This window comes from Caulobacter sp. GW821-FHT10C03 (genome assembly GCF_059415485.1).
Genome location: NZ_JBWKNI010000006.1, coordinates 58791 through 79456, shown reverse-complemented (window position 1 = coordinate 79456; position 20666 = coordinate 58791). Strand labels below are relative to the sequence as shown.

Below are 20666 nucleotides of genomic sequence, written 5' to 3'. Positions count from 1 at the left end.
CTCAGTGGTCGGCCGAAACGATGTCGGTGCGCTTCTGCAGCATGGCCTCGAAGCTCGACCACACGCCGTCGGCGCCGTGCCACTGGCCCTTGGTCGCGGCCTTGGAATATTCCGTGGCCCGGGCCTCGAAGAAGTTGGCGTGCTCGACGCCGCTGAGCAGGGCCTGCAGCCACGGCAGCGGGTTTTCCTTCACGCCGTAGACTTCCGGCAGGTCCAGCTGGCGCAGGCGCCAGTCGGCGACGAAGCGGATGTACTGCTTGATGTCGTCGGGCGTCATGCCCTGGATGTCGCCGGCCTCGAAGGCCAGGTCGATGAAGTTGTCCTCCATGCCGACCACGGTCTTGCAGCAGTCGACGATGTCGTCGGCCACGCTCTTGGTGACCGCGCCGGTCTCCTTGTTGAACGCGTGGTACAGCTTGATGATGCCGTCGCAGTGCAGGCTCTCGTCGCGGATCGACCACGAGACGATCTGGCCCATGCCCTTCATCTTGTTGAAGCGCGGGAAGTTCATCAGCATCGCGAACGAGGCGAACAGCTGCAGGCCTTCGGTGAAGCCGCCGAACATGGCCAGCGTGCGGGCGATGTCGGCATGGCTGTCGACGCCGAAGGTCTGCATGTAGTCATGCTTGGCCTTCATGGCCTCGTATTCCATGAACGCCGAGAACTCGGTCTCGGGCATGCCGATGGTCTCGAGGAGCAGGGCGTAGGCCGCGATATGGATCGTCTCCATGTTCGCGAACGAGGCCAGCATCATCTTCACCTCGGTCGGTTTGAACACCCGACCGTAGCGCTCCATGTAGTTGTCCTGCACCTCGACGTCGGACTGGGTGAAGAAGCGGAAGATCTGCGTCAGCAGATTGCGCTCCTTGTCGTTCAGCTTGACGGCCCAGTCCTTGAGGTCCTCGCCCAGCGGCACCTCTTCCGGCATCCAGTGGACCTGCTGCTGCTTCTTCCAGAAGTCATAGGCCCAGGGATAGCGGAAGGGCTTGTAGCCGCCCGAGGGGATCATGAGGCCGGGCGTGGTGATCAGCGAGGCGGACATGGGCGGTCTCCAGAGCGGGCGGACGCGAATCGAGCGGGCGAGTAGGATCTAGATAGCGCAGGGCGACGGCGCGCATCTAGTGGTCAGATTGTCTCAGCACACAAGATGTTGTGGGCAGAATGGGTAACCAATGATGAATCGAGCTTACACCATCTATGGCGCGCTTGGCTCGGGCTCGGTCCCCGTCGAAGCGACTTTGACCCTATTGGGGCAGCCCTACACGGTCATCGAGGCGCCCACCTGGGAGGGCGCGGCCCAGCAGGCCAAGGTCGTCGGCGTCAATCCGATGAAGCAGATCCCGGCCCTTGTCACCCCCGACGGCGAGACGATCACCGAGAGCGCGGCGATCCTGATCTGGCTGGCCGACAACCACCCCGAGGCGCGGCTGGGGCCGGGGATCGGCGATCCGCGCAGGGGGCAGTTCCTGCGCTGGATGACCTTCATCCCGGCCTCGATCTATTCGCTGTTCTGGGTGCGCGACGATCCCTCGCGCCTGGCCGGCCCGGATCCGGAGGCCCAGGCCCGCGTCAAGGCCGCCACCGCCGACCGCATCGCCGACTGCTGGGCGATGATGGACGCCCAGGTCGAGCCGGGCGCCTACATCCTCGGCGACGAACTGACCGTGCTCGACCTCTATGTCGCCGTCGTCAGCCGCTGGGGCTCGCGCCGGGTGCGGTTCTACGACCGCGCGCCGAAGATGGCCGACGTGGTGCGCCGCGTGGACGCCGACCCGCGGCTGGCGGGGTTCTGGGACAAGCGCTTCCCGTTCGTCGACGGCTGGGAGAGCAAGGGCGCCAGCGGGTGACCATGGACGTGACCGAAGACGAAGCCCGCTACATCGTGCAGGCCGTGCGCCGCTATTACGGGGACGACGCCGTCGTGCGGGCCTGGAGCGGCTCGCCGCAGAGGCTCGACCTGCACGTGGAGACCGATCGCGACATCGGCCTCGAGCACCACGAGTGCCTGGGTCTGATCACCTGCGAGATCGTGCGCGACCACGTCTCTCTGCAGCACAGCATTCGAGGCCAGAGGATCGACGGCGGCGCCAAGCACGCCTATCGCCATGGCCGAGTGCTGGCGGGATCCGACGCGCCCGGCGGCGGCGATGCGCGCTGGCAGGTTTACGTGCAGAGCTTTAGCGGCTAATAGCCCCGCTCGATGCACTTCGCCGCGACCAAAATTATTACCCGCAAAACGACCCGCTTCGGCGGGGCGGCGGGTATGCGCGCGATCTAACGCAAGCATCCCCAGACCAGCCCCGCACTGCGCGGGGCGGCTCTCTTGACCACGAGATCTGACGGCTCCCCGCGCTCCACATCACCAGGAGACGCACCACCATGAGCCACAAGTTTTCCCGTTCGAACCCGCCGCACGTCGGCGTCGTCGGCGCCACCGGCCTGGTCGGCGGCATGATGCTGAAGTTGCTGGCCGAGCGGGACTTCCCGCTGGCCTCGCTGCGGGTCTTCGCCTCGGCCCGCTCGGCCGGCCAGGCCCTGGCCTGGAAGGACGGGTCGGTGACGGTGGAGGACGCCGCCAGCGCCGACTTCGCCGGCCTCGACATCGTGTTCTTCTCGGCCGGCGGCGACACCTCGCGCGAGCTGGCGCCCAAGGCCGCCGCGGCCGGGGCGATCGTCATCGACAACTCCTCGGCCTGGCGCAGCGACCCGGACGTTCCGCTGGTGGTGTCAGAGGTGAACCCCGACGCCCTGGCCGTGATCCCCAAGGGCATCGTCGCCAACCCCAACTGCACCACCATGGCCGCCATGCCGGCCCTGAAGCCGCTGCACGACCGGGCGGGCCTCAAGCGCCTGACCGTCAGCACCTACCAGGCCGCCTCGGGCGGCGGCGTCGAGGGCATCCGGGTGCTGTCCGAGCAGGTGCAGGCCGGCGCGGCCGGCGACCTCGACGGCCTGGCCCTGTCGCCGGACGCCGCCCCCCTGCCCGAGCCGCAGAAGTGGGCCGTGCCGCTCGCCTACAACGTGGTGCCGCTGAACTACGTGCTGGGCGAGGACGGCTATACCGAGGAAGAGCTGAAGCTGCGCGACGAGAGCCGCAAGATCCTGGGCCTGCCCGAGCTGCCGGTCAGCGGCACCTGCGTGCGCGTGCCGGTGTTCAGCGGCCACGCCCTGTCGATCAACGCCGAGTTCGAGCGGCCGATCTCGGTGGCCGAAGCGCTGGAGCTGCTGGGCAATGCGCCGGGCGTGGTGCTGGACGATGTGCCCAACCCCTTGGCCGCCACCGGCCAGGACCCGGTGTTCGTCGGCCGCGTGCGCCCCGACCCGACGGTCGAACACGGCCTGGCGCTCTTCGTGGTCGGCGACAACCTGCGCAAGGGCGCGGCGCTGAACGCCGTGCAGGTGGCCGAGGTGCTGGTCGGCGGCTGACGCTGATTGAGGGCTCCCGCCGCGCGGCGGGAGCCCTCCCCTCTAGGCGCGACAGCATGCCGCGCAGCCCTGGGATGAGCGTTCATCCCCTCTTCACCGCGCGGGCGCGATGGCTGTCGGCAGGATGAAGATTTCGCAGCTATCGACCACCGACACGGGCGCTTTCGCCGCCCCCGTCGCCTATCCCGGCGGGACGGCGGCCGCGACGGCGGCGCTCAACGACACGACAGGATCGCTCGGGCTGGACCAGCAGCTGGGCGCCTATCACGCCCTGGCCGACCGCTGGGCCGGCGCGGGCCATGGCGAGCGCGCGGGCCTGTCCCAGGCGCTCAACGAGTCGCCGTTCGCCAAGACCGTGCAGTCGGCGCTGAACACCTTCACCAAGGCCGCCTGGGCCGGCTCAGACGCCGCCCCGCCGGTTCCCCAGCAGAAGGCGCTCGACGCCTTCGACGCCCTGTCGGAAACCGACCAGACCATCGTCGCCTCGCTGCAGGTCGGCGTGCCCGGCGCCAAGGGTCCGGCCAGCGTCGGCGACTACCGCGCCCGCCTGCAGTCCGACCGCGACGCCGCCCAGCCCTCGGTCACGCCGCGCGACACCGTCACCCTCTCCCCCGAAGCCCAGGCCCGCCTGGCCGGCGGAGCCGCACCCGAGGCGGCCGTCGCACCGGCGGTCGAAGCGACGCCCGAGATGGCGGCGGCGATCAGCGCCTACGGCAAGGCGGCGCGGTAGGAAGATCCCTCTCTCTTTGAGAGAGGGAGGGGCCCGCGCCGCAAGGCGTGGGAGGGTGAGAGGTTTCACCGTCGGCCGGCAAATCCCGAAAGCCCCCTCCTTCGGACGATCGCGCTCTCATTTCCCGCCTTCCTCGCCCCTGTGGCGAGGACCCATGGCCGGGCCAGGCTCGGCGCCCCAGCCTGGGCGCCGCCAACGTGGTCGTGAGGAAGTCGACAATCTCGGCGGCGGAACCCTGGCCCCCAGGCACGAGGCCTAGGGAGGCGGGGGGTGTTCAGTCTCGCGCCAGGTTCGGAGAGTTTGTTACCTCTCACCCTCCCACCGCTGCGCGGCGGGCCCCTCCCTCTCTCACAGAGAGAGGGATTCAAGCCGCGAACTGCGCCAGCGCCGCCGGCTCGCCCTTGCCCACGGTCACCTCGCCCGCCAGCCAGTCGATGAAGGCTCGCACCCGGGCCGGCAGCTGGCCGCCGTGGCCGACATAGACGGCGTGGATCAGTTCGATGTCGCCGGGATTGAAGGCTTCCAGCACCGGGACGAGGCGCCCGGCGGCGATGTCGGGACCGACGTGCAGCACCGACAGGCGCGCGATCCCCTGCCCCGCCAGGGCCAGCACGCGGGCGCTCTCGCCGTCGCCGACCTCGGCCCGACCGTGGACCGGACGAAAGACCCCTTCGCCGTCGATGAAGAACGGCCAGGAGTTGCAGTGGCGGGCGAAGTTGAAGGTGATCAGCTCATGGCGGGGCAGGTCGTCGGGATGGGCGGGCGTCCCGGCGCCCGCCAGATAGGCTGGCGAGGCGACCAGCACCATGCGGCTCTGGGCGATCTTGCGGGCCATCAGCTGCGAGGCCCGCATAGGCCCCACGCGGATGGCGACGTCGGCCCGCTCGTCCATCAGGTCGATCACCTGGTCGGTGACGGTGATGTCGAGCTGGATGTCGGGGTGGGCGGCCAGGAACTTCGGGGCCAGGGGCAGCAGGTAGTGCTGGCCGAACGGCACGCTGGAATTGACCCTCACCCGGCCGCGCGGGGCGGCGCTGGCGGCCACGGCGCGCTCGGCCTCGTCGAGGTCGGCCAGCACCCGCAGCGAGTGCTCGTGAAAGGTCTGGCCCTCGGCGGTCAGGGTCAGCTTGCGGGTCGAGCGGTTGACCAGCCGCGCGCCCAGCCGCGCCTCCAGCCGGGCCACCAGCTTGCTGACCGCCGACGGGGTCATCCGAAGCGAGCGCGCCGCGGCCGAAAAGCCGCCCTGCTCCACCACCCGGACGAAGACCTCCATCTCGGCGGTGCGATTGATTTCCTGCCGCGCCATCGCGCCTTCAATTCACAAGTGATGATCCTTCCGGCAATCTAATTCATCGAAGGCGCCAGCGCTATCTGACGGTCCGCACATTCACCGGAGCCGGCCGTCATGCCCCTCGCCCTCTATGCTTTGACCGTCGGCGCCTTCGGCATCGGCGTCACCGAGTTCGTCATCATGGGCCTGCTGTTGCAGGTCTCGGCCGATCTCGGCGTCTCGATCCCCACGGCCGGCTGGCTGACCACCGGCTACGCTCTGGGCGTCTTCGTCGGCGCGCCGATCCTGACCCTGGCCACGCGCCGCCTGCCGCCCAAGACCACGCTGCTGGCCCTGATGGCCATCTTCACCCTGGGCAACCTGGCCGCCGCCCTGGCGCCGAACTTCGCTCTCTTGATGGGCGCGCGGATCGTCACGGCCCTGGCCCACGGCACCTTCTTCGGCGTCGGCTCGCTGGTCGCCGTCTCGCTCGTTGCGCCCGAGCGCAAGGCCTCGGCCATCGCCATCATGTTCACGGGCCTGACCCTGGCCACCCTGCTGGGCGTGCCGTTCGGCGCCTGGCTGGGCCTGGCCTTCGGCTGGCGCTCGACCTTCTGGGCGGTGGCCGCCATCGGCGCCCTGGCGCTGGTGATCCTGGCCCTGCTGGTCCCCAAGGGCGACAAGGCCGCCGAGCCCGCGCCGCTGAAGGAGGAGTTCGCCGTGCTGGCCCGTCCGCAGGTGCAGCTAGGCCTGGTGATGACCGTGCTGGGCTTTGGCGGGGTGTTCGCGGTGTTCACCTACATCCAGCCGATCCTGACGGAGCTGGCCGGCTTCTCGGAAGCCGCGGTGTCGCCGATCCTGCTGGTGTTCGGCGCGGGCCTGGTGGCCGGCAACCTGCTGGGCGGCCGCTGGGCCGACAGGAACCTCAACGCCGCCCTGGCCGGGAGCATCGCCGTCCTGACCGTGGTCATGCTGGCCTCGGGCTGGGCGTTCCACGACAAGGTCGGCGCGGTGCTGGCCGCCTTCCTGCTGGGCGCGGCCGCCTTCGCCACCGTCGCGCCGCTGCAGATGCGGGTGCTGAGCCAGGCCGGCGGCGCGGGCCAGGGCCTGGCCTCCAGCCTCAACATCGCCGCCTTCAACCTCGGCAACGCCATCGGCGCGGCCCTGGGCGGCGCGGTCATCGCCCACGGCGCGGGCCTCGCGGCCATCGCCCCGATCGCGGCCCTGGTGCCGATGGCCGCCCTGGCCCTGGCCGCGCTGAGCCTTGGCCTGGAACGCCGCGAGAAACTGGCGGCGGCCTGAACCTAGCGCCCAAAGCCGAAAGTCGGATCGAGCAAGAACCGCTCCTGCGGGAGCGCTATCGCCGACCGGCCGGGATCCCTTCCCCCGTCTTCCTCAGGAGACTTCCCATGGAATACCGCACGCTCGGCCGGTCCGGCCTCAAGGTCCCCGCCCTCAGCTTCGGCGCCGGCACGTTCGGCGGCCAGGGGCCGCTGTTCAGCGCCTGGGGCGACACCCGCGTCGAGGAGGCCCGGCGGCTGATCGACATCTGCCTGGAGGCCGGCGTCACCCTGTTCGACACCGCCGACGTCTATTCCAACGGCGCCTCCGAGGAGATCCTCGGCGAGGCCCTGGTCGGCCGGCGCGACGAGGCGCTGATCTCCACCAAGCTCGGCCTGCCGATGGGCGACGGACCGCTCGACGCCGGGGCCTCGCGCCTGCGGCTGGTGCGCGGCGTCGAGGCGGCGCTGAAGCGGCTGAAGACCGACCGCATCGATCTGCTGCAACTGCACGCCTTCGATGGTGTGACGCCGGTGGAAGAGACGCTGTCGGCCCTCGACGACCTCGTGAGCGCCGGCAAGGTGCTCTATGTCGGCGCCTCCAACTTCGCCGGCTGGGAGCTGATGAAGTCGCTGGCCGCCGCCGACCGCCACGGCTGGCCGCGCTATGTCGCCCACCAGGCCTATTACTCGCTGGCCGGCCGCGACTACGAATGGGAGCTGATGCCGCTGGCCGCCGACCAGGGCGTCGGGGCCATGGTCTGGAGCCCGCTGGGCTGGGGCCGCCTGACGGGCAAGATCCGCCGCGGCCAGCCGCTGCCGGAAACCAGCCGCCTGCACCAGACCGCCGACGCCGGCCCGCCGGTCGACGACGAGCGCCTCTACCGCATCGTCGACGCCCTGGACGCCGTCGCCGCCGAGACCGGCAGGACCGTGCCGCAGATCGCCATCAACTGGCTGCTGCGCCGCCCCACGGTCTCCAGCGTGATCATCGGCGCGCGCACCGAGGAGCAGTTGCGCCAGAACCTCGGCGCCGTGGGCTGGAGCCTGAGCCCCGAGCAGGTCGCGGCGCTGGACGCCGCCAGCGCGGTCACCCCGGCCTATCCCTACTACCCCTACTGGCGCGAAGGCGGCTTCCGGCAGGTGAACCCGCCGCTGGTGTAGCGCGCCCCATGGCCCGTCCGGCCGCCGCCTGCTAAGCCCCGGCCATGCTCACCGATCCCTTCTTCTACGCCGTCGCCGTTCCCGCCGTGATCCTGGTGGGCCTGGCCAAGGGCGGCTTCGCGGGGATCGGGGTGGTGGCCACGCCCCTGCTGGCCCTGGCGGTCGGGCCGGTGAAGGCCGCGGCGATCCTGCTGCCGCTGCTGATCCTGCAGGACGTCGTAGGCGTCTGGTCCTATCGCAAGACCTGGGACAAGGGCCTGCTGATCCTGATGGTCCCGCCGGCCGCGGTCGGCATCTTCCTGGGCTGGGCCCTGGCGGCGCTGGTGTCGTCGTCGGCCGTGGAGCTGGCGGTGGGGCTGGTGTCGGTGCTGTTCGCCGCCCAGCGCCTGTGGGCCGAGCGGGCGGTCAAAGCCGCCGCCGCGATCGAGGCCACGCCCGGCCGGCCGTGGCTGGGCGTCCTGTGCGGCATGGCCTCGGGCTTCACCAGCCAGATCTCCCACGCCGGCGGCCCGCCGTTCCAGATCTACGTGCTGCCGCGCCGCCTGCCGCGCGACGTCTTCGTCGGCACCAGCGCGATCTTCTTCGCCATCGTCAACTGGATGAAGATGCCGGCCTACCTGGCTCTCGGCCAGTTCACGCCCAGCGTTCTGACCGCCGTGGCCGTGCTGACGCCCCTGGCCCTGGCCTCGACCTGGGCCGGCGTCTGGCTGGTGCGGCGCGTGCCGGCCGAGGGCTTCTACAAGGTGATCTACGTCCTGCTGATCCTGGTCGGAACCAAGCTGGCCTGGGACGGATTGATGGGGCTGATGTGATGAACGGTCGCGCTTGCGATATGCCCTTTCGGCGCCATGATGATCGGCGTTTATACGTCACCCAATTCGACTAGGCTGGGCGGGCCATGACGATCTCAGACTTCACCAAGCACTATCCCACGTCGGGCGCGAAGCTGGCCGACCTGATCGTGCACCTGGCGGGCCTCGCCTGCGCCCTGCTGGGCGGCGGCATCCTGCTGGGCCTGGCCTTCGGCCTGGGCTCGCTGAGCCAGATGGCGGCCATCGGGGTCTATACGGTGGGCATGGTGACCATGCTGTCGCTGTCGACCGCCTACAACTTCTCCAAGGCGCGCTGGCAGCCCCTGCTGCGCCGCTTCGATCACGCCGGCATCTTCATCATGATCGCCGCCTCCTACACCCCCTTCACCACCCAGAACCTGACCGGCTGGTGGGCCATCGGCATGACCGCCGCCGTCTGGGGCATCGCTGGCCTCGGCGTGCTGGCCAAGCTGTTCCTGCCGGGCCTCGACAAGCGCTTCTGGGTCGGCCTCTACATGGCGCTGGGCTGGCTGGTGCTGGTGGCCATCAAGCCGATGATCGAGGGCCTGTCGTGGGTGGCCCTGCTGCTGCTGGCCATCGGCGGCCTCGTCTATTCCACCGGCACGGTGTTCTACCTGATGCGCCGGCTGAAGTTCCGCCGCGCCATCTGGCACGGCCACGTGATCGGCGGCGCGGGCCTGCACTACGCGGCCGTGCTGGTCGGAGTCGTCCTGGCCGGCGCCCGGGCCTGATCCGCATGGCCCGCGACGGAGCACCGCACGGGAACGAGCCGACCGGAACCGAGACCCGGATCACCATCCAGAGCCTGCTGCGCGACTGGCGCGGCCCCGATCCCCTGCGCGGCAAGCGCCTGCCCGCCCCGCTGGCCACAGCCCACGCCGAGGCCGTCGGCTTTCCCGGCGTGCGCCTGTCGATCGAGCAGGCCGAGGACGCGCTGAAGGCCGCCGCCGACCGCCTGGCGCCGGTGCGCTCGCTGATCGGCATGGACGAGTTCAACATCCTGGCCCTGTCGGGCGGGGCGGCCGGCGGCGCCTATGGCGCGGGCGTGCTGACCGGCCTGTCCAAGGCCGGCCGGCGGCCTCACTTCGCCATCGTCACCGGCGTCTCGACCGGCGCCCTGATCGCCCCCCTGGCCTTTCTCGGCCCGGACTGGGACGACCGCCTGACCGACGCCTATCTGGGCGGCCACGCGGCCGAACTGCTCAGCCTGCGGCGCCTGGCCCCGGCGCTCGGCCCCAGCATCTTCAAGGGCGAGAGCCTGGACGCCCTGGTCGAGCCCTTCGTCGACGAGACCCTGATCGAGGCCGTCGCCGTCGAGCACGCCAAGGGTCGGCGCCTGCTGATCGCCACCACCAATCTCGACAACCAGCGGGCCACGATCTGGGACATGGGCGCGATCGCCACGCGCGGCGGACCCGAGGCGGTGAAGCTGTTCCGCGAGATCCTGGTGGCCTCGGCCTCGGTGCCCGGCCTCTTCCCTCCCAAGCTGTTCGACGTCGAGTGCGACGGCGAGCGGCGTCAGGAGATGCATGTCGACGGCGGCGTGGCCGCGCCGCTGTTCCTGATGCCCGACGCCCTGCTGCACTGGCGCAACCTCGGCTCGCGCGTGCGCCGGGGCCGGGTCTACGTCATCGTCAACACGGTGCTGGACCCGTCGGTGCGCTCGACCCCGCCGGGCGTGGCCTCGATCATGGGCCGCAGCTTCGAGACCATGCTGCGATTTTCCTATCGCCAGGCCCTGAGCCTGGCCGAAGGCTTCTGCACGCGCCACAACCTGCCGCTAAGCGTGGCCTCGATCCCGGGCGACTTCGACGGCTTCAACATGCTGCGGTTCGACACCGTGACCATGCGCAAGATCTACGACAAGGCCGAGGCCCTGGCGGCCGACGACAAGGTCTGGACCAGCCCGGCCCTGGAGCCCACCGGCTGGCGCGGCCTCTTCCGCCGCCCCGGCGGCCGGCCCAAGCCCGAACCCGGCGCGATCAGCCTGGATCCCGGCACCGAGGCCTGAGGGCGAGGGCGGCGCGCCCTAGCCCAGGCGCTCGAGCGCGCTTCGGATCTCATCCTCGGTCGGAGGCGCGTAGTCGTCAGCCGCGAAATGGATGGCCTCGAGCACGGCGTCGTCGTCGCCGGCGTCGAAGTCATGACCCATGATGATGCAATCGGCCACGTAGCTCGCAGCCCGGTATGAGAGCGAGCCATCGGATAGCGCCTGCAGGAGACGCCGGGCATGGGCGCGCGTGAGCACGGTTTCGGGACCAGGCTCGATGACGATGCGCCCCCGCCCCGTGGCCTCGATGGCGGCGAGACACGCGTCCACCTCGGGGGCGATCTCCGTGGAAAACCGCAGAGGTGACAGTTCCCCTTCCAGGAACGCGACCAGGACCGAGTGCTTCATGCCGAGACGCTAGCGCGCGTCACCGGCTTCCGGAAGCAGGGCGTCGGCTGTCCGTACGACCCTAGGCGTCGTTGTCGGCTTGTGGCGGCGCGGCGGTCAGTTCGGCCATGAGCTGATCGGGATCGACGGGTTCGCCGTCCACCGTGGCGGTCACGGCGCCATTGGCGCCTATCGCGATGACGACGGGCTTGGGATGTTCCGGCTCTGAAGGCGGCTTGCTCATCCGACGACCCTAGCCGTCGTCACGCCTCGGCGCTACCGCCTCCTCCTCGCCCGCCCCTCGCCTGCATTGCAGGCCGGAAACCGAACGCAGTCTTCCCGCAGCACTCACCGGCTAGGCAGGCGCGGACATCAACGTTCCCGTCCGGTCATGCGCAAGCTCATCCTTCCCGCCCTCGCCGTCGCCCTGCTCGCCGTCTCGGCGGCTCACGCCCAGCCGCCCGGCGGCGGTCGCGGCGGTCCGCCTCCCGGAGGCGGCGGCCCCGGCGGACCGGGCGGCGGGATCAAGCAGACGGATCTCGACAAGGTGGTGATCACCGGCGTGGTGCTGGCGCTCGATGCGGCCGCCGATCGGGTGACGATCGCCTACGCGGCGTCAGAGCCGCTGAACTGGCCGGCGGGGACCATGCCCTTCGCCACGGTCAAGCCGGGCATGCTGGGCGAGGTGACGGTGGGCCAGAAGGTGCGCTTCACCCTCAGCAATCACCGCATCTCGGCGTTCCTGCCGGATGGCCCGCCGCCGGAAGGCGGTCCGGGTCCCGGCGGTCCGCCCCCTGGTGGACCTGACGGCAAGCCGGGCGGCCCGCCTCCGGGCGACGGTTCGGATCGTCCGCCGCCGCGCTAGATCGAAGCAAACGTCTTAGAAGCTGTTATTTCCAATGGTAATCTGATCAACCGCGCTTTCGTGGATATGCAGGTTCAGCCCCTTTGACGGCTTGTCCTGCACCAACAGCCGACCGAAGATCTTGGCCAGCGGCTCTATGGTGGGAGCAATCCAGCCTATGATCGCGAGACGAGCAGCCCAAATCCCTACTTCACCGATTGGACCGGACATCGGGAGGTCGAACACGGGCGGCACCAAGAAATAGATCAGAGTCCAAAAGACAAACCGCCTCACCGCCTCCCGTTCGCTGGTGGCGATCTGCGCCGACTTTTCGGCGACGATGACATCGCTTTCGTCGTTGCGAGCATGGATCTCAATTTTTGGATCCTCGCCCGTGACGACAAAGGTCAAAGTGAGGGCGGCGCCCGGTGGAAAATAAGCCAACTTGATCTTGGCCGAAGCTGGATCTTCGGGCGCAATCACATCCTGCTGGTAGCCAAACTCAGGTTGCGGCGGCGCGTCCGGATTAAATTCCAGCACATCAACACCCGCACCGAAAAAGACACGCAGGTCCTGCTTGCGCACCACCCGATTGCCAATGTTGGTTAGCGTGCAGGTGGCCGTATGAAGACGCTGCACGACCTTACCGCGAAAACGAACTTCGGTGGCGTCCAACTTCCCTTCAAAGGGACGTAGCGCTTGGTCGATCTTGGCGGCGTACGAGATGACCCGCCTCTCGTCCTTCCGCTTGTTTAGTTGGAAGATCCAATAGCTGCTCAACGCCGCCGCAATGGCGGAGAAGAACGCGACCAATAGCTTTTGCCACAAGTCAGACTGGAAAAAGGGTGCGGGAGGCTCGGCAGCGGGCGGTGCGGCTACCGCCGCTCCGGCCGACAGCAGACCGCCCAGCACGAGGAATGTTGCCCAGGGCCACTTCCACCGAACAGGTTTTTTCTTATCCAAAGCAACCCCCAAAGCAACCAGGGGGCGTTCTAGCAGATAGCACTACTCTGGCGTAGCTTGGCTTTAACTGCCTACAAGGCCTCAGCCGGCCTTCTTGAGGTAGCGCGCGCGGGTCTTCTCGACGCGGGGCGGATCGGCGCGGAAGTCGGCGGCCACGCCCAGGCGGGCGTTGCACGAAGGGCAGCGCACGTGATCCTCGTCGGTCAGCTCGGCCGGCGGGTCGAAGCGGGTGCCGCAGGGCTTGCACTTCCAGTCGCCGACTTGCGGCGGCGGCGGAGGCGCGGCCGGTTCAGGCGTCACCACCCGGGCCGTCTTCTGCAGGCGCTCGAGCGGCGGCGGACCGCCAGGCGCGGCGACACCGCTCTTCAGGCTCAGGATTTTGCGGCGCGGGGGCTCGCTATCGCTCATGACGCTCGACGACTTTACGGAAGGATGGTCGCTAGCTGCATGATCGCGGCCGGAAACTCAAGGGTTCGCACGCCTGAGGGGGCCCAAAGGGGGCCCAGGGGGGCATCGAAAGCCCCGCTCACCACTCCGGCTTGAGGCTGAATGACAGGGCCACGACCGAGTCTTCCTGGGTGGCCATGCCCATGATCTGGTCCTTGGCCTTGATCTCGCGGCGGATGTAGCCGACCGAGGCCTGCATGGCACCGCGCCGCCAGCCGACCCCGGCCTGGGCGTCGCCGATCAGCTTGCTGGTGGTGTCGGCGGTGATGCCGGCCCGGCTCCAGTCGCCGTCCTGGCCGCGCAGCAGGTTCATGCCGACCAGCTGGCCGCTGGCCCCGGCGAACAGGTACCAGCGTCCGCGGTCGCCGAAGGTCTCGCGGCCGTCGCGCACGCCCAGGCCGTCGATGACGCGGTCCTCGACGCTCTTGCCGCTGCTCTTGCCGATGCGCACCATGCCGCCGAGCTCGGCCGAGCCGCCGGCTCCGCCGAAGCCCAGGCCCGCGTGCGGGGTGAAGTCTACCGACAGCTTGCCGGCCCCGAACTTGGCCGCCGCCGGCCAGCCGCGCGAAACGCTGACGTCGACGGTGTCGGCGTCGAAATTGGCCGCGCCCGGGCGCACAAGGCTGAGCGGCGCGCTCTGGGCCAGGCGCGAGGAGCTGGCCACCGAGACCCGAACCGAGTCCACGGCGTGGCCGTTGTCGCCGACCACGACGCTGCTCGAGCGCCAGCTGACGGGCCCGCGCTCGTCGTAATAGCGGTCGGCGTCCAGCAGGTTGGCGTCGCCATAGAGACCGGCCGGCGAAACGGCGAAGGCCTCGCCCTCGGCTTCCGTGGCGCGGGTGTCGACGGGGCGCGCGACGAAGGCGGCCGCCGAGGGCTGGGCCGGAGCCCGCCGTGCAAGATCAAGCTTCTGAAGGGTCGGGCTGAGCGACGGCGCGGCGGCGGGCGCGGGCTTGGCCCGCTTGCCCTTGCGGACAGCGGCGTCAGCCTGCGCGCCCGCGAGCGCCAGCATGGCGCCGCAGCACGTCGCGATCGTCACGCAAACGATACGCATTGCGGATTCCCCAATCCCAATCCTGCCCACCGTATCCGGCATTTCGGATACGTCCACCGGGAAAACCCGGCGTTCGGTGAACAGTCAGTGACTGTATTGGTTCCGCACAGAAAAACAGCGGCGCGATATGTCGCGCCGCTGTGGTTGATTGTCGCTTTTACGCTCGCTTTACTGGCAGGCGAGGCACTCTTCGTAGTCGGTCTTTTCCGCGACGTCGAAGCCGCCCTCACCCGCCTCGGCCTTGCCGTCGGCGCCGGCGTAGGCCGCGCGCTGAACCGACTTGGAGCGCAGGTAGTAGAGGCTTTTGACGCCCCGCTCCCAGGCCTGCCAGTGCAGCATGTGCAGGTCCCACTTGTCGACGTCGCCGGGCAGGAAGATGTTCACCGACTGGCTCTGGCAGATTTCCGGCGTGCGGTCGGCGGCCAGTTCGACCACCCAGCGCTGGTCCAGTTCGAAGGCGGTCTTGTAGACATCCTTCTCGTCCTGGCTCAGGAACTCCAGGTGCTGGACCGAGCCTTCGTTCTCCAGGATCGAGCCCCACACCAGGTCGGTGTTCTGGCCCTTCTCCTCGAGCAGCTTCTCCAGGTAGGGGTTCTTCACCGCGAACGAGCCCGACAGGGTCTTGTGGGTGTAGATGTTGGCCGGGATCGGCTCGATGCCTGCCGAAGTGCCGCCGCAGATGATCGAGATCGAGGCGGTCGGGGCGATGGCCAGCTTGTGCGAGAAGCGCTCCTTGGAGCCGCGATCGGCGGCGTCCGGGCACGGGCCCTTCTCTTCGCCCAGGGCGATCGAGGCCTTGTCGGCCTCGCGGCGCAGGTGCTTGAACATCCGCATGTTCCAGCTCTTGGCCAGGGCGCTTTCGAACGGCACGTTCTGGCTTTGCAGGAAGCTGTGGAAGCCCATCAGGCCCAGGCCCACCGAACGCTCGCGCATGGCGGCGTAGGCGGCGGTCGAGGCCGCGTCCGGGGCGCGATCGATGAAGTCCTGCAGGACGTTGTCGAGGAAGCGCATGACGTCCTCGATGAAGGTCGGGTGGTCGCGCCACTCCAGGAACGTCTCGGCGTTGACGCTCGACAGGCAGCAGACCGCGGTGCGCTCCTTGCCCAGGTGGTCGGTGCCGGTGTGCAGCATGATCTCGCTGCACAGGTTCGACTGGCGCACCTTCAGGCCCAGCTCGCGCTGGAACGACGGCATGGCGCGGTTCACGGTGTCGGAGAAGATCAGGTAGGGCTCGCCGGTCTGCATGCGCAGATCCAGGATCTTCTGCCACAGGCCGCGGGCCTCGACTTCGCGCAGCACTTCGCCGGTCTTGGGCGAGCGCAGGCCGAACTTCAGGCCGTCACGCACGGCGTGCATGAACTCGTCGGTGATCGAGATGCCGTGGTGCAGGTTCAGGGACTTGCGGTTGAAGTCGCCCGAGGCCTTGCGGATCTCCAGGAACTCTTCGATTTCCGGGTGGTGGATGTCGAGATAGACGGCGGCCGAGCCGCGGCGCAGCGAGCCCTGCGAGATGGCCAGGGTCAGCGAGTCCATCACGCGGATGAAGGGGATGATGCCCGAGGTCTGGCCCTGGCCCTTGACCTTCTCGCCGATCGAACGGACGCCGCCCCAGTAGGTGCCGATGCCGCCGCCGTTGGCCGCCAGCCAGACGTTCTCGTTCCAGACGCCCAGGATGCCGTCGAGGCTGTCGTTGACGGCGTTGAGGAAGCAGCTGATCGGCAGGCCGCGATCGGCGCCGCCGTTGCTGAGCACCGGGGTGGCCGGCATGAACCACAGGCGGCTCATATAGTCGTAGACGCGCTGGGCGTGGTCGGCGTCGTCGGCGAAGGCCGTCGAGACGCGCGCGAACATGTCCTGGTAGGACTCGCCCGGCAGCAGATAGCGGTCTTCCAGCGTGGTCTTGCCGAAATCGGTCAGCAGGGCGTCGCGCGAACGGTCGACCTCGACCTTGCGCACCAGCGCCAGGGCCGGACGTTCCTTGAAGGCCGACGCAGGGCGCGCGGCAGCTTGAATCTTGGTCGCTTCACCAGCGGTCATGTGCAGAACCCGTCCATTTACCATGCGCTTGCGAGAAGCCGTCCGCTTCCGGCGAAGCCGCTAGATATAGTGGGCGTTGCGCCCCCAGAGCCCATATATGGGGCCACAGACCCCGCCTCTTCGTCAACGGGTCGGAACGCTTCCGAGGCGAGTTTTTCGTTAACAAGCTGTGAACGCCTGGAGGTTCCCCGTGCGTATCAAGGGGTTGCCCACATGAGAATTTTTCGGCGCGGCGAAGCGCCGCAGCAGCGTTAACGAAGCTCCGCGACCGGAGGGGTCGGCCAACCGACGATTCCGGATTCTTCGGAAGGGTTCGGAGCAAAAAAGAGCGGGGATATGTGGCGCTCAAAGTCCCTCTCCCCTTGCGGGAGAGGGTGGCCTCCGAAGGAGGTCGGGTGAGGGGTCGAAAGTCCTATCCGCCGCTGTGGCGGGTCGACCGGGTGGGGCCTTGAAGTTCTGAGAGACCCCTCATCCGTCGGCTTTCAGCCGCCACCTTCTCCCGCAAGGGGAGAAGGCCAGACAGCAAAAGGCCCCGGAGTTTCCTCCGGGGCCTTCGCATTTCGTCGGGAAGCGTGAAGCCTCCGTCCGGGATCCGATCTTAGAAGTTGATCGAGATCGTCGAACGACGGTTCAGCGGTTCCTTCACGCCATCGCCGGTGGCGACGGCCGGGGCGCTTTCACCCTTCCAGTCGACGCCGAGGGTCGATTGGGCGACGCCCAGACCGACCAGAGCGTCGGCCACGGCCTTCGCACGACGTTCCGACAGGCGGACGTTGTACTTCGGCGAGCCCGAGGTGTCGGTGTGACCGACGACCACGATCTTGGTGGCCTTGCCGTCGTTGGCGTACTTCGCGGCTTCCGAAACCACCGACTGGGCTTCCGGCGTCAGCACGTACTGATCGAACGGGAAGTAGACGATGAATTCACGCGCTTCGAACGCCGGGGGAGGCGGCGGGGGAGGCGGCGGGGGCGGAGGCGGCGGAGGCGGCGGCGGCGGGGGAGGCGGCGGCGGCGGGGGCGGCGGCGGGGGCGGCGGAGCCGCGAACGAGTACCGCAGGCCGACCGTCAGCGACTGGTCGCTGTATTGACCTTCGAACGTGCCCGGCTGCAGAGCGGCCGAACCCTTCGACTGCCAGCTGTGGTCGTCGGTGGCGAAGTAGCGGTAGGTGACGTCGAGCTTCAGCTTGTCGGTCGCCTTCCAGGCCAGACCGGCGATGCCCTGCCAGGCGATCGCGATGTCGTCGTCGTCGACGGTCAGGTTCTGGATCGCCGGGTTGGCGGTCGTGATCGCGCCCGAGACGCCGCTGAACTGACCCAGGGTCTGGACGTCCAGGCGGTTGACGCCGAGACCGGCGCCCAGGAACGGGTTGATCTTGGCGTCCGGCGCGAAGTCGTACAGGACGTTGAACATCAGCGACCAGGACTCGATCGAGCCTTCCGGACCGCCGCAGCGCGGAGCCGCGGTCGTACGGGTCACGCCGGGGGTGCAGAGACCGATCGGCTGCTGACGGACGGGGTTGCCGCGGACGCTCTTCAGGTCGCCCGGACGGTAGCCGCCTTCGAGTTCAGCGCGCCAGTTCGGGGTGAACTGGTAGCCCAGACGCACGAAACCGGTCCAATCGGAGTCGGTGTTCCAGGTCCAGTGATAGTGAGCGCCGTCCGGAGCGTTGCCGTCCGACTCGCTGGTGACTTCGTTCGGCCAGTGGTAGCCGAGGTCGACCGCGCCGTACCAGCCGGTCTCTTGGGCCGAAGCGCCCGACGCGGCGAACACCGCGGCCAGGGCGGCTCCCGCCAGGAGTTTGAGTTTCATATCAAGAGCCCTCTATTGCCCTGCTCGGCCCAACGGCCGAGCATCGTTATACCAAGGCGCACGTTCCGCGAAAGTGTCGGCTCGGCAACACCGTCCAAAGTTTCACCGAGGCGGAAAGCCCCCCGCGACACCTCACGGTCGCCCTGTGAAACCCGCTCGCCGAATCTGGCGACCGGGGTTTCCCGAAGGCGTCCGCTCCCCTCTCGGTTCGCACGCAAAGCGCGTCCGCGCAAGGCCTTCCGTAGCGTCGCGCAGGTTCTAGAGGCGGAAAAATGGCCGTAATGGCCAAGTTTTCCACATGGTGTCCGGCTACCTGCGACCTTGATGGGCGCAGGCGGACCTCACCCGGCGTCGCGCAGCCGCTTGCGCTTTCCGCCCAGGGCGTCAGGCCGGTTGAGCACCTTGCGGTATTCGTCGCGGCGCTCGTGGATCGAGGCGATGACCAGCCCCATGGGCACGCCGATATCGACCAGCACCGCCTCGGAAAGCTGCAGCGAGGCCTCGATGGTCTCCGGAACGGCGTCGGTGGCTCCCAGTTCGTAGAGCCGCGCGGCGTGGCGGGCGTCGCGGGCCCGGGCGACGATGGTCAGGTCGGGACGATGGCCCCGGGCGGCGGCCACCACCGCCTCGGCGGCCTCGGGCGCGTCCATGGTGACGACCACCGCGCGGGCGTGATCGAGGCCGCAGCGCTCGAGCAGCTCGATCCGGGCGGCGTCGCCGAAATAGACGCGGTGGCCGGCGCGGCGGCCCTGCTGCACCAGACCAGGGTCGCGGTCGATGGCGATCCACGGCAGGTCGTGGCGGTCGAGCATGTCGCCGACCAGCCGCCCCACGCGTCCAAAACCGACCACCAGCACCCGCCCCTTGGGCTCCTCGGTCGACAGGTCCACGCCCTCCGGCGTCTCGGTGGTCTCGGCCGGGGTCTTGCGCCCCAGCCGCGCGCCAATGCCGGTCAGGGCCGGGATCAGGAACATGGTCAGGGTGGCGGCCACCAGCACGGCCTGGCCGACCGAGGGGCTGACCACCTCGGCGTCCATGGCGTTGGCCAAAAGCACGAAGGCGAACTCGCCGCCGGCCGCCAGGGCCAGGGCGCTCTCGGCCGAAGCCCGGTTGGACAGGCCGAACAGCTTGCCCAGCCCGAACACCATGGCCGCCTTCACCACCACCAGACCGACGGCCGTGCCCAGCACCAGGACCGGCGAGGCGACCAGCAGCGACAGGTCCAGGCGAATGCCCAGCGACACGAAGAACAGCGACAGCAACAGGCCCTTGAAGGGCTCGATCTTGACCTCGACCTCGTGGCGATACTCGGTCTCGGCCAGCAGCACGCCGGCGACGAAGGCGCCCAGGGCCATCGACAGGCCCGACAGCGCGCTGACCAGGCCCGCCCCGATGATCACCAGCAGGCAGGCGGCCATGAACATCTCTTCGCTCTTGGCCTTGGCGACCGAGCGCATCATCGGCCGCAGCGCCAGACGACCGACCAGCACGATGCCCCCCAGGCCGAGAGCCGCCGGCAGCAGGGCCAGCAGGCCGCGAGCGTCGAACTCGCCATGGCCGCGTCCCAGGATCGCCAGGGTGATCAGGATCGGGGCCACCGCCAGGTCCTGGAACAGCAGCACCGAGAAGGTCGCGCGCCCGCCCTCGGCGTGCAGCCGCTTGCGCTCGGCCAGCACCGGCACGGCGATGGCGGTGGACGACAGGGTCAGGGCCGAGCCGATGGCCAGGGCCGCCACCGGCGACTGGCCCAGCAGCATGGCCACCGCCCCCAGGGCCAGCGAGCAGCCGACCACCTGGGCCGCGCCCAGGCCGAAGACGTATTTGCGCAAGAGCCGCAGGCGCTCCCACGACAGCTCCAGCCCGATCATGAACAGCAGGAAGACGACGCCGAACTCGGCCAGCTGGCCGATCTCGTCGGGATTGTCGACGGTGACGTAGTCGAGCCAGGGGGCGATGCCGATCAGCCGGCCCAGGCCGAACGGCCCCAGGATCACGCCGGCCAGCAGGAAGCCGAGGATGGGGTTGATCTTCAGGCGCTTGAACAGCGGCGCGACGATCCCGGCCGTGGCCAGGAACAGGACCAGATCCTTGTAGTCCGCCGGTGAAACCTCGTGGTTCAAGCGCCCTGCCCTCCTTGGTCGATCCTAATCAGTCGCCGCCTTCAGCCGCACCCCGGGCCCCCACGCGCTCGTTTCCGGCGCGCCGCCCTCGACCGCCGCGATCAGCACCGCGCCGCCCTCTTCGAGCGCATCGATGAGAAGCCGCTCGGTGCTATGGTGCAAGGCGTGGCGCTCGGTCTCGAAGTCCTTGACCGTGCTGCGCGACACCCCCGCCTTGTCCGCGAGCTCGCCTTGCGACCAGTTGAGCAGGCCGCGGGCGCCCCGGCATTGGGCCGGAAGGAGAATTTTTGCGTGAGGCATCTGGAAACTCG

The 20666-nt window shown here is 69.0% G+C and carries 22 protein-coding genes; 11 read left to right on the top strand and 11 right to left on the bottom strand.

What is annotated here, in order from left to right:
• Position 1: 1 nt before the first annotated feature.
• The gene (locus AC07NG_RS09630) at positions 2-1042 is read right to left on the bottom strand and encodes a ribonucleotide-diphosphate reductase subunit beta (protein ID WP_110121697.1); all 1041 of its coding nucleotides are present in this window, start codon (positions 1040-1042) and stop codon (positions 2-4) included.
• Positions 1043-1175: 133 nt separating this feature from the next.
• Here AC07NG_RS09630 and AC07NG_RS09625 point away from each other — a divergent pair, with 133 nt between their 5' ends.
• The 5 genes from AC07NG_RS09625 to AC07NG_RS09605 all read left to right on the top strand — a co-directional run bounded on the left by AC07NG_RS09625 (position 1176) and on the right by AC07NG_RS09605 (position 4156).
• Positions 1176-1847 (top strand): glutathione S-transferase family protein, encoded by a 672-nt coding sequence (locus AC07NG_RS09625; RefSeq protein WP_494593934.1) that lies wholly within the window; start codon positions 1176-1178, stop codon positions 1845-1847.
• A 2-nt stretch (positions 1848-1849) separates the two neighbouring features.
• The gene (locus AC07NG_RS09620; RefSeq protein ID WP_494593604.1) at positions 1850-2188 is read left to right on the top strand and encodes a hypothetical protein; all 339 of its coding nucleotides are present in this window, start codon (positions 1850-1852) and stop codon (positions 2186-2188) included.
• A 12-nt stretch (positions 2189-2200) separates the two neighbouring features.
• The gene (locus AC07NG_RS09615) at positions 2201-2278 is read left to right on the top strand and encodes a hypothetical protein (protein ID WP_487292010.1); all 78 of its coding nucleotides are present in this window, start codon (positions 2201-2203) and stop codon (positions 2276-2278) included.
• A gap of 101 nt (positions 2279-2379) precedes the next feature.
• Entirely contained in the window at positions 2380-3426 is a 1047-nt protein-coding gene (locus tag AC07NG_RS09610) for an aspartate-semialdehyde dehydrogenase (protein WP_494593602.1), read from the top strand.
• Between the two features lie 124 nt (positions 3427-3550).
• A complete protein-coding gene (locus AC07NG_RS09605) occupies positions 3551-4156 on the top strand; it encodes a hypothetical protein (RefSeq protein ID WP_494593601.1) in 606 nt (201 codons plus the stop codon).
• A gap of 364 nt (positions 4157-4520) precedes the next feature.
• Here the strand turns inward: AC07NG_RS09605 and AC07NG_RS09600 are convergent, their stop codons facing one another.
• Positions 4521-5462 carry a LysR family transcriptional regulator gene (locus tag AC07NG_RS09600; protein WP_494593599.1) on the bottom strand — a complete coding sequence of 314 codons (942 nt, stop codon included), beginning with the start codon at positions 5460-5462 and terminating at the stop codon, positions 4521-4523.
• A gap of 99 nt (positions 5463-5561) precedes the next feature.
• Here AC07NG_RS09600 and AC07NG_RS09595 point away from each other — a divergent pair, with 99 nt between their 5' ends.
• The 5 genes from AC07NG_RS09595 to AC07NG_RS09575 all read left to right on the top strand — a co-directional run bounded on the left by AC07NG_RS09595 (position 5562) and on the right by AC07NG_RS09575 (position 10714).
• Positions 5562-6728, top strand: coding sequence for an MFS transporter (locus AC07NG_RS09595; protein WP_494593597.1), 1167 nt, complete (start codon positions 5562-5564; stop codon positions 6726-6728).
• A gap of 107 nt (positions 6729-6835) precedes the next feature.
• On the top strand, positions 6836-7870 hold the full coding sequence (locus AC07NG_RS09590) for an aldo/keto reductase (protein WP_494593595.1): 1035 nt from the start codon (positions 6836-6838) through the stop codon (positions 7868-7870).
• Between the two features lie 44 nt (positions 7871-7914).
• Positions 7915-8682 carry a sulfite exporter TauE/SafE family protein gene (locus tag AC07NG_RS09585; protein ID WP_494593593.1) on the top strand — a complete coding sequence of 256 codons (768 nt, stop codon included), beginning with the start codon at positions 7915-7917 and terminating at the stop codon, positions 8680-8682.
• A gap of 86 nt (positions 8683-8768) precedes the next feature.
• On the top strand, positions 8769-9434 hold the full coding sequence (gene trhA / locus AC07NG_RS09580; RefSeq protein ID WP_494593591.1) for a PAQR family membrane homeostasis protein TrhA: 666 nt from the start codon (positions 8769-8771) through the stop codon (positions 9432-9434).
• A gap of 5 nt (positions 9435-9439) precedes the next feature.
• Positions 9440-10714: a patatin-like phospholipase family protein gene (locus AC07NG_RS09575; protein WP_494593589.1), complete on the top strand. Its 1275-nt coding sequence runs from the start codon at positions 9440-9442 to the stop codon at positions 10712-10714.
• Between the two features lie 18 nt (positions 10715-10732).
• Here AC07NG_RS09575 and AC07NG_RS09570 read toward each other — a convergent pair whose 3' ends face one another.
• Entirely contained in the window at positions 10733-11101 is a 369-nt protein-coding gene (locus AC07NG_RS09570) for a hypothetical protein (protein ID WP_492856663.1), read from the bottom strand.
• Positions 11102-11162: 61 nt separating this feature from the next.
• The gene (locus tag AC07NG_RS09565) at positions 11163-11324 is read right to left on the bottom strand and encodes a hypothetical protein (RefSeq protein WP_492856662.1); all 162 of its coding nucleotides are present in this window, start codon (positions 11322-11324) and stop codon (positions 11163-11165) included.
• A gap of 147 nt (positions 11325-11471) precedes the next feature.
• On the opposite strand from AC07NG_RS09565, the gene AC07NG_RS09560 reads away from it, so the two are divergent.
• Positions 11472-11945 carry a copper-binding protein gene (locus tag AC07NG_RS09560; protein WP_494593587.1) on the top strand — a complete coding sequence of 158 codons (474 nt, stop codon included), beginning with the start codon at positions 11472-11474 and terminating at the stop codon, positions 11943-11945.
• Positions 11946-11960: 15 nt separating this feature from the next.
• On the opposite strand, the gene AC07NG_RS09555 is transcribed toward AC07NG_RS09560, so the two are convergent.
• The 7 genes from AC07NG_RS09555 to AC07NG_RS09525 form a co-directional block, all read right to left on the bottom strand.
• Positions 11961-12887 (bottom strand): hypothetical protein, encoded by a 927-nt coding sequence (locus AC07NG_RS09555; protein WP_494593585.1) that lies wholly within the window; start codon positions 12885-12887, stop codon positions 11961-11963.
• An 81-nt stretch (positions 12888-12968) separates the two neighbouring features.
• Positions 12969-13295 carry a hypothetical protein gene (locus AC07NG_RS09550; RefSeq protein WP_110121710.1) on the bottom strand — a complete coding sequence of 109 codons (327 nt, stop codon included), beginning with the start codon at positions 13293-13295 and terminating at the stop codon, positions 12969-12971.
• A 118-nt stretch (positions 13296-13413) separates the two neighbouring features.
• Positions 13414-14388 carry a lipid A-modifier LpxR family protein gene (locus AC07NG_RS09545; protein ID WP_492856658.1) on the bottom strand — a complete coding sequence of 325 codons (975 nt, stop codon included), beginning with the start codon at positions 14386-14388 and terminating at the stop codon, positions 13414-13416.
• A gap of 168 nt (positions 14389-14556) precedes the next feature.
• Positions 14557-16425, bottom strand: a complete 1869-nt coding sequence (locus AC07NG_RS09540) for a ribonucleoside-diphosphate reductase subunit alpha (RefSeq protein ID WP_492856657.1) — start codon at positions 16423-16425, stop codon at positions 14557-14559.
• Between the two features lie 598 nt (positions 16426-17023).
• A complete protein-coding gene (locus AC07NG_RS09535) occupies positions 17024-18235 on the bottom strand; it encodes an OmpA family protein (protein ID WP_492856656.1) in 1212 nt (403 codons plus the stop codon).
• 341 nt (positions 18236-18576) lie between these two features.
• Positions 18577-20355, bottom strand: coding sequence for a cation:proton antiporter domain-containing protein (locus tag AC07NG_RS09530; RefSeq protein ID WP_494593582.1), 1779 nt, complete (start codon positions 20353-20355; stop codon positions 18577-18579).
• A gap of 24 nt (positions 20356-20379) precedes the next feature.
• The gene (locus AC07NG_RS09525; protein WP_492856778.1) at positions 20380-20655 is read right to left on the bottom strand and encodes a helix-turn-helix domain-containing protein; all 276 of its coding nucleotides are present in this window, start codon (positions 20653-20655) and stop codon (positions 20380-20382) included.
• Positions 20656-20666: the final 11 nt, after the last annotated feature.

Bases quoted from the DNA above. Each gene is read 5' to 3' on its own strand.
- AC07NG_RS09630 (WP_110121697.1), bottom strand. From the start codon at position 1,042: ATGTCCGCCTCGCTGATCACCACGCCCGGCCTCATGATCCCCTCGGGC.
- AC07NG_RS09625 (WP_494593934.1), top strand. From the start codon at position 1,176: ATGAATCGAGCTTACACCATCTATGGCGCGCTTGGCTCGGGCTCGGTC.
- AC07NG_RS09620 (WP_494593604.1), top strand. From the start codon at position 1,850: ATGGACGTGACCGAAGACGAAGCCCGCTACATCGTGCAGGCCGTGCGC.
- AC07NG_RS09615 (WP_487292010.1), top strand. From the start codon at position 2,201: ATGCACTTCGCCGCGACCAAAATTATTACCCGCAAAACGACCCGCTTC.
- AC07NG_RS09610 (WP_494593602.1), top strand. From the start codon at position 2,380: ATGAGCCACAAGTTTTCCCGTTCGAACCCGCCGCACGTCGGCGTCGTC.
- AC07NG_RS09605 (WP_494593601.1), top strand. From the start codon at position 3,551: ATGAAGATTTCGCAGCTATCGACCACCGACACGGGCGCTTTCGCCGCC.
- AC07NG_RS09600 (WP_494593599.1), bottom strand. From the start codon at position 5,462: ATGGCGCGGCAGGAAATCAATCGCACCGCCGAGATGGAGGTCTTCGTC.
- AC07NG_RS09595 (WP_494593597.1), top strand. From the start codon at position 5,562: ATGCCCCTCGCCCTCTATGCTTTGACCGTCGGCGCCTTCGGCATCGGC.
- AC07NG_RS09590 (WP_494593595.1), top strand. From the start codon at position 6,836: ATGGAATACCGCACGCTCGGCCGGTCCGGCCTCAAGGTCCCCGCCCTC.
- AC07NG_RS09585 (WP_494593593.1), top strand. From the start codon at position 7,915: ATGCTCACCGATCCCTTCTTCTACGCCGTCGCCGTTCCCGCCGTGATC.
- trhA (WP_494593591.1), top strand. From the start codon at position 8,769: ATGACGATCTCAGACTTCACCAAGCACTATCCCACGTCGGGCGCGAAG.
- AC07NG_RS09575 (WP_494593589.1), top strand. From the start codon at position 9,440: ATGGCCCGCGACGGAGCACCGCACGGGAACGAGCCGACCGGAACCGAG.
- AC07NG_RS09570 (WP_492856663.1), bottom strand. From the start codon at position 11,101: ATGAAGCACTCGGTCCTGGTCGCGTTCCTGGAAGGGGAACTGTCACCT.
- AC07NG_RS09565 (WP_492856662.1), bottom strand. From the start codon at position 11,324: ATGAGCAAGCCGCCTTCAGAGCCGGAACATCCCAAGCCCGTCGTCATC.
- AC07NG_RS09560 (WP_494593587.1), top strand. From the start codon at position 11,472: ATGCGCAAGCTCATCCTTCCCGCCCTCGCCGTCGCCCTGCTCGCCGTC.
- AC07NG_RS09550 (WP_110121710.1), bottom strand. From the start codon at position 13,295: ATGAGCGATAGCGAGCCCCCGCGCCGCAAAATCCTGAGCCTGAAGAGC.
- AC07NG_RS09545 (WP_492856658.1), bottom strand. From the start codon at position 14,388: ATGCGTATCGTTTGCGTGACGATCGCGACGTGCTGCGGCGCCATGCTG.
- AC07NG_RS09540 (WP_492856657.1), bottom strand. From the start codon at position 16,425: ATGACCGCTGGTGAAGCGACCAAGATTCAAGCTGCCGCGCGCCCTGCG.
- AC07NG_RS09535 (WP_492856656.1), bottom strand. From the start codon at position 18,235: ATGAAACTCAAACTCCTGGCGGGAGCCGCCCTGGCCGCGGTGTTCGCC.
- AC07NG_RS09525 (WP_492856778.1), bottom strand. From the start codon at position 20,655: ATGCCTCACGCAAAAATTCTCCTTCCGGCCCAATGCCGGGGCGCCCGC.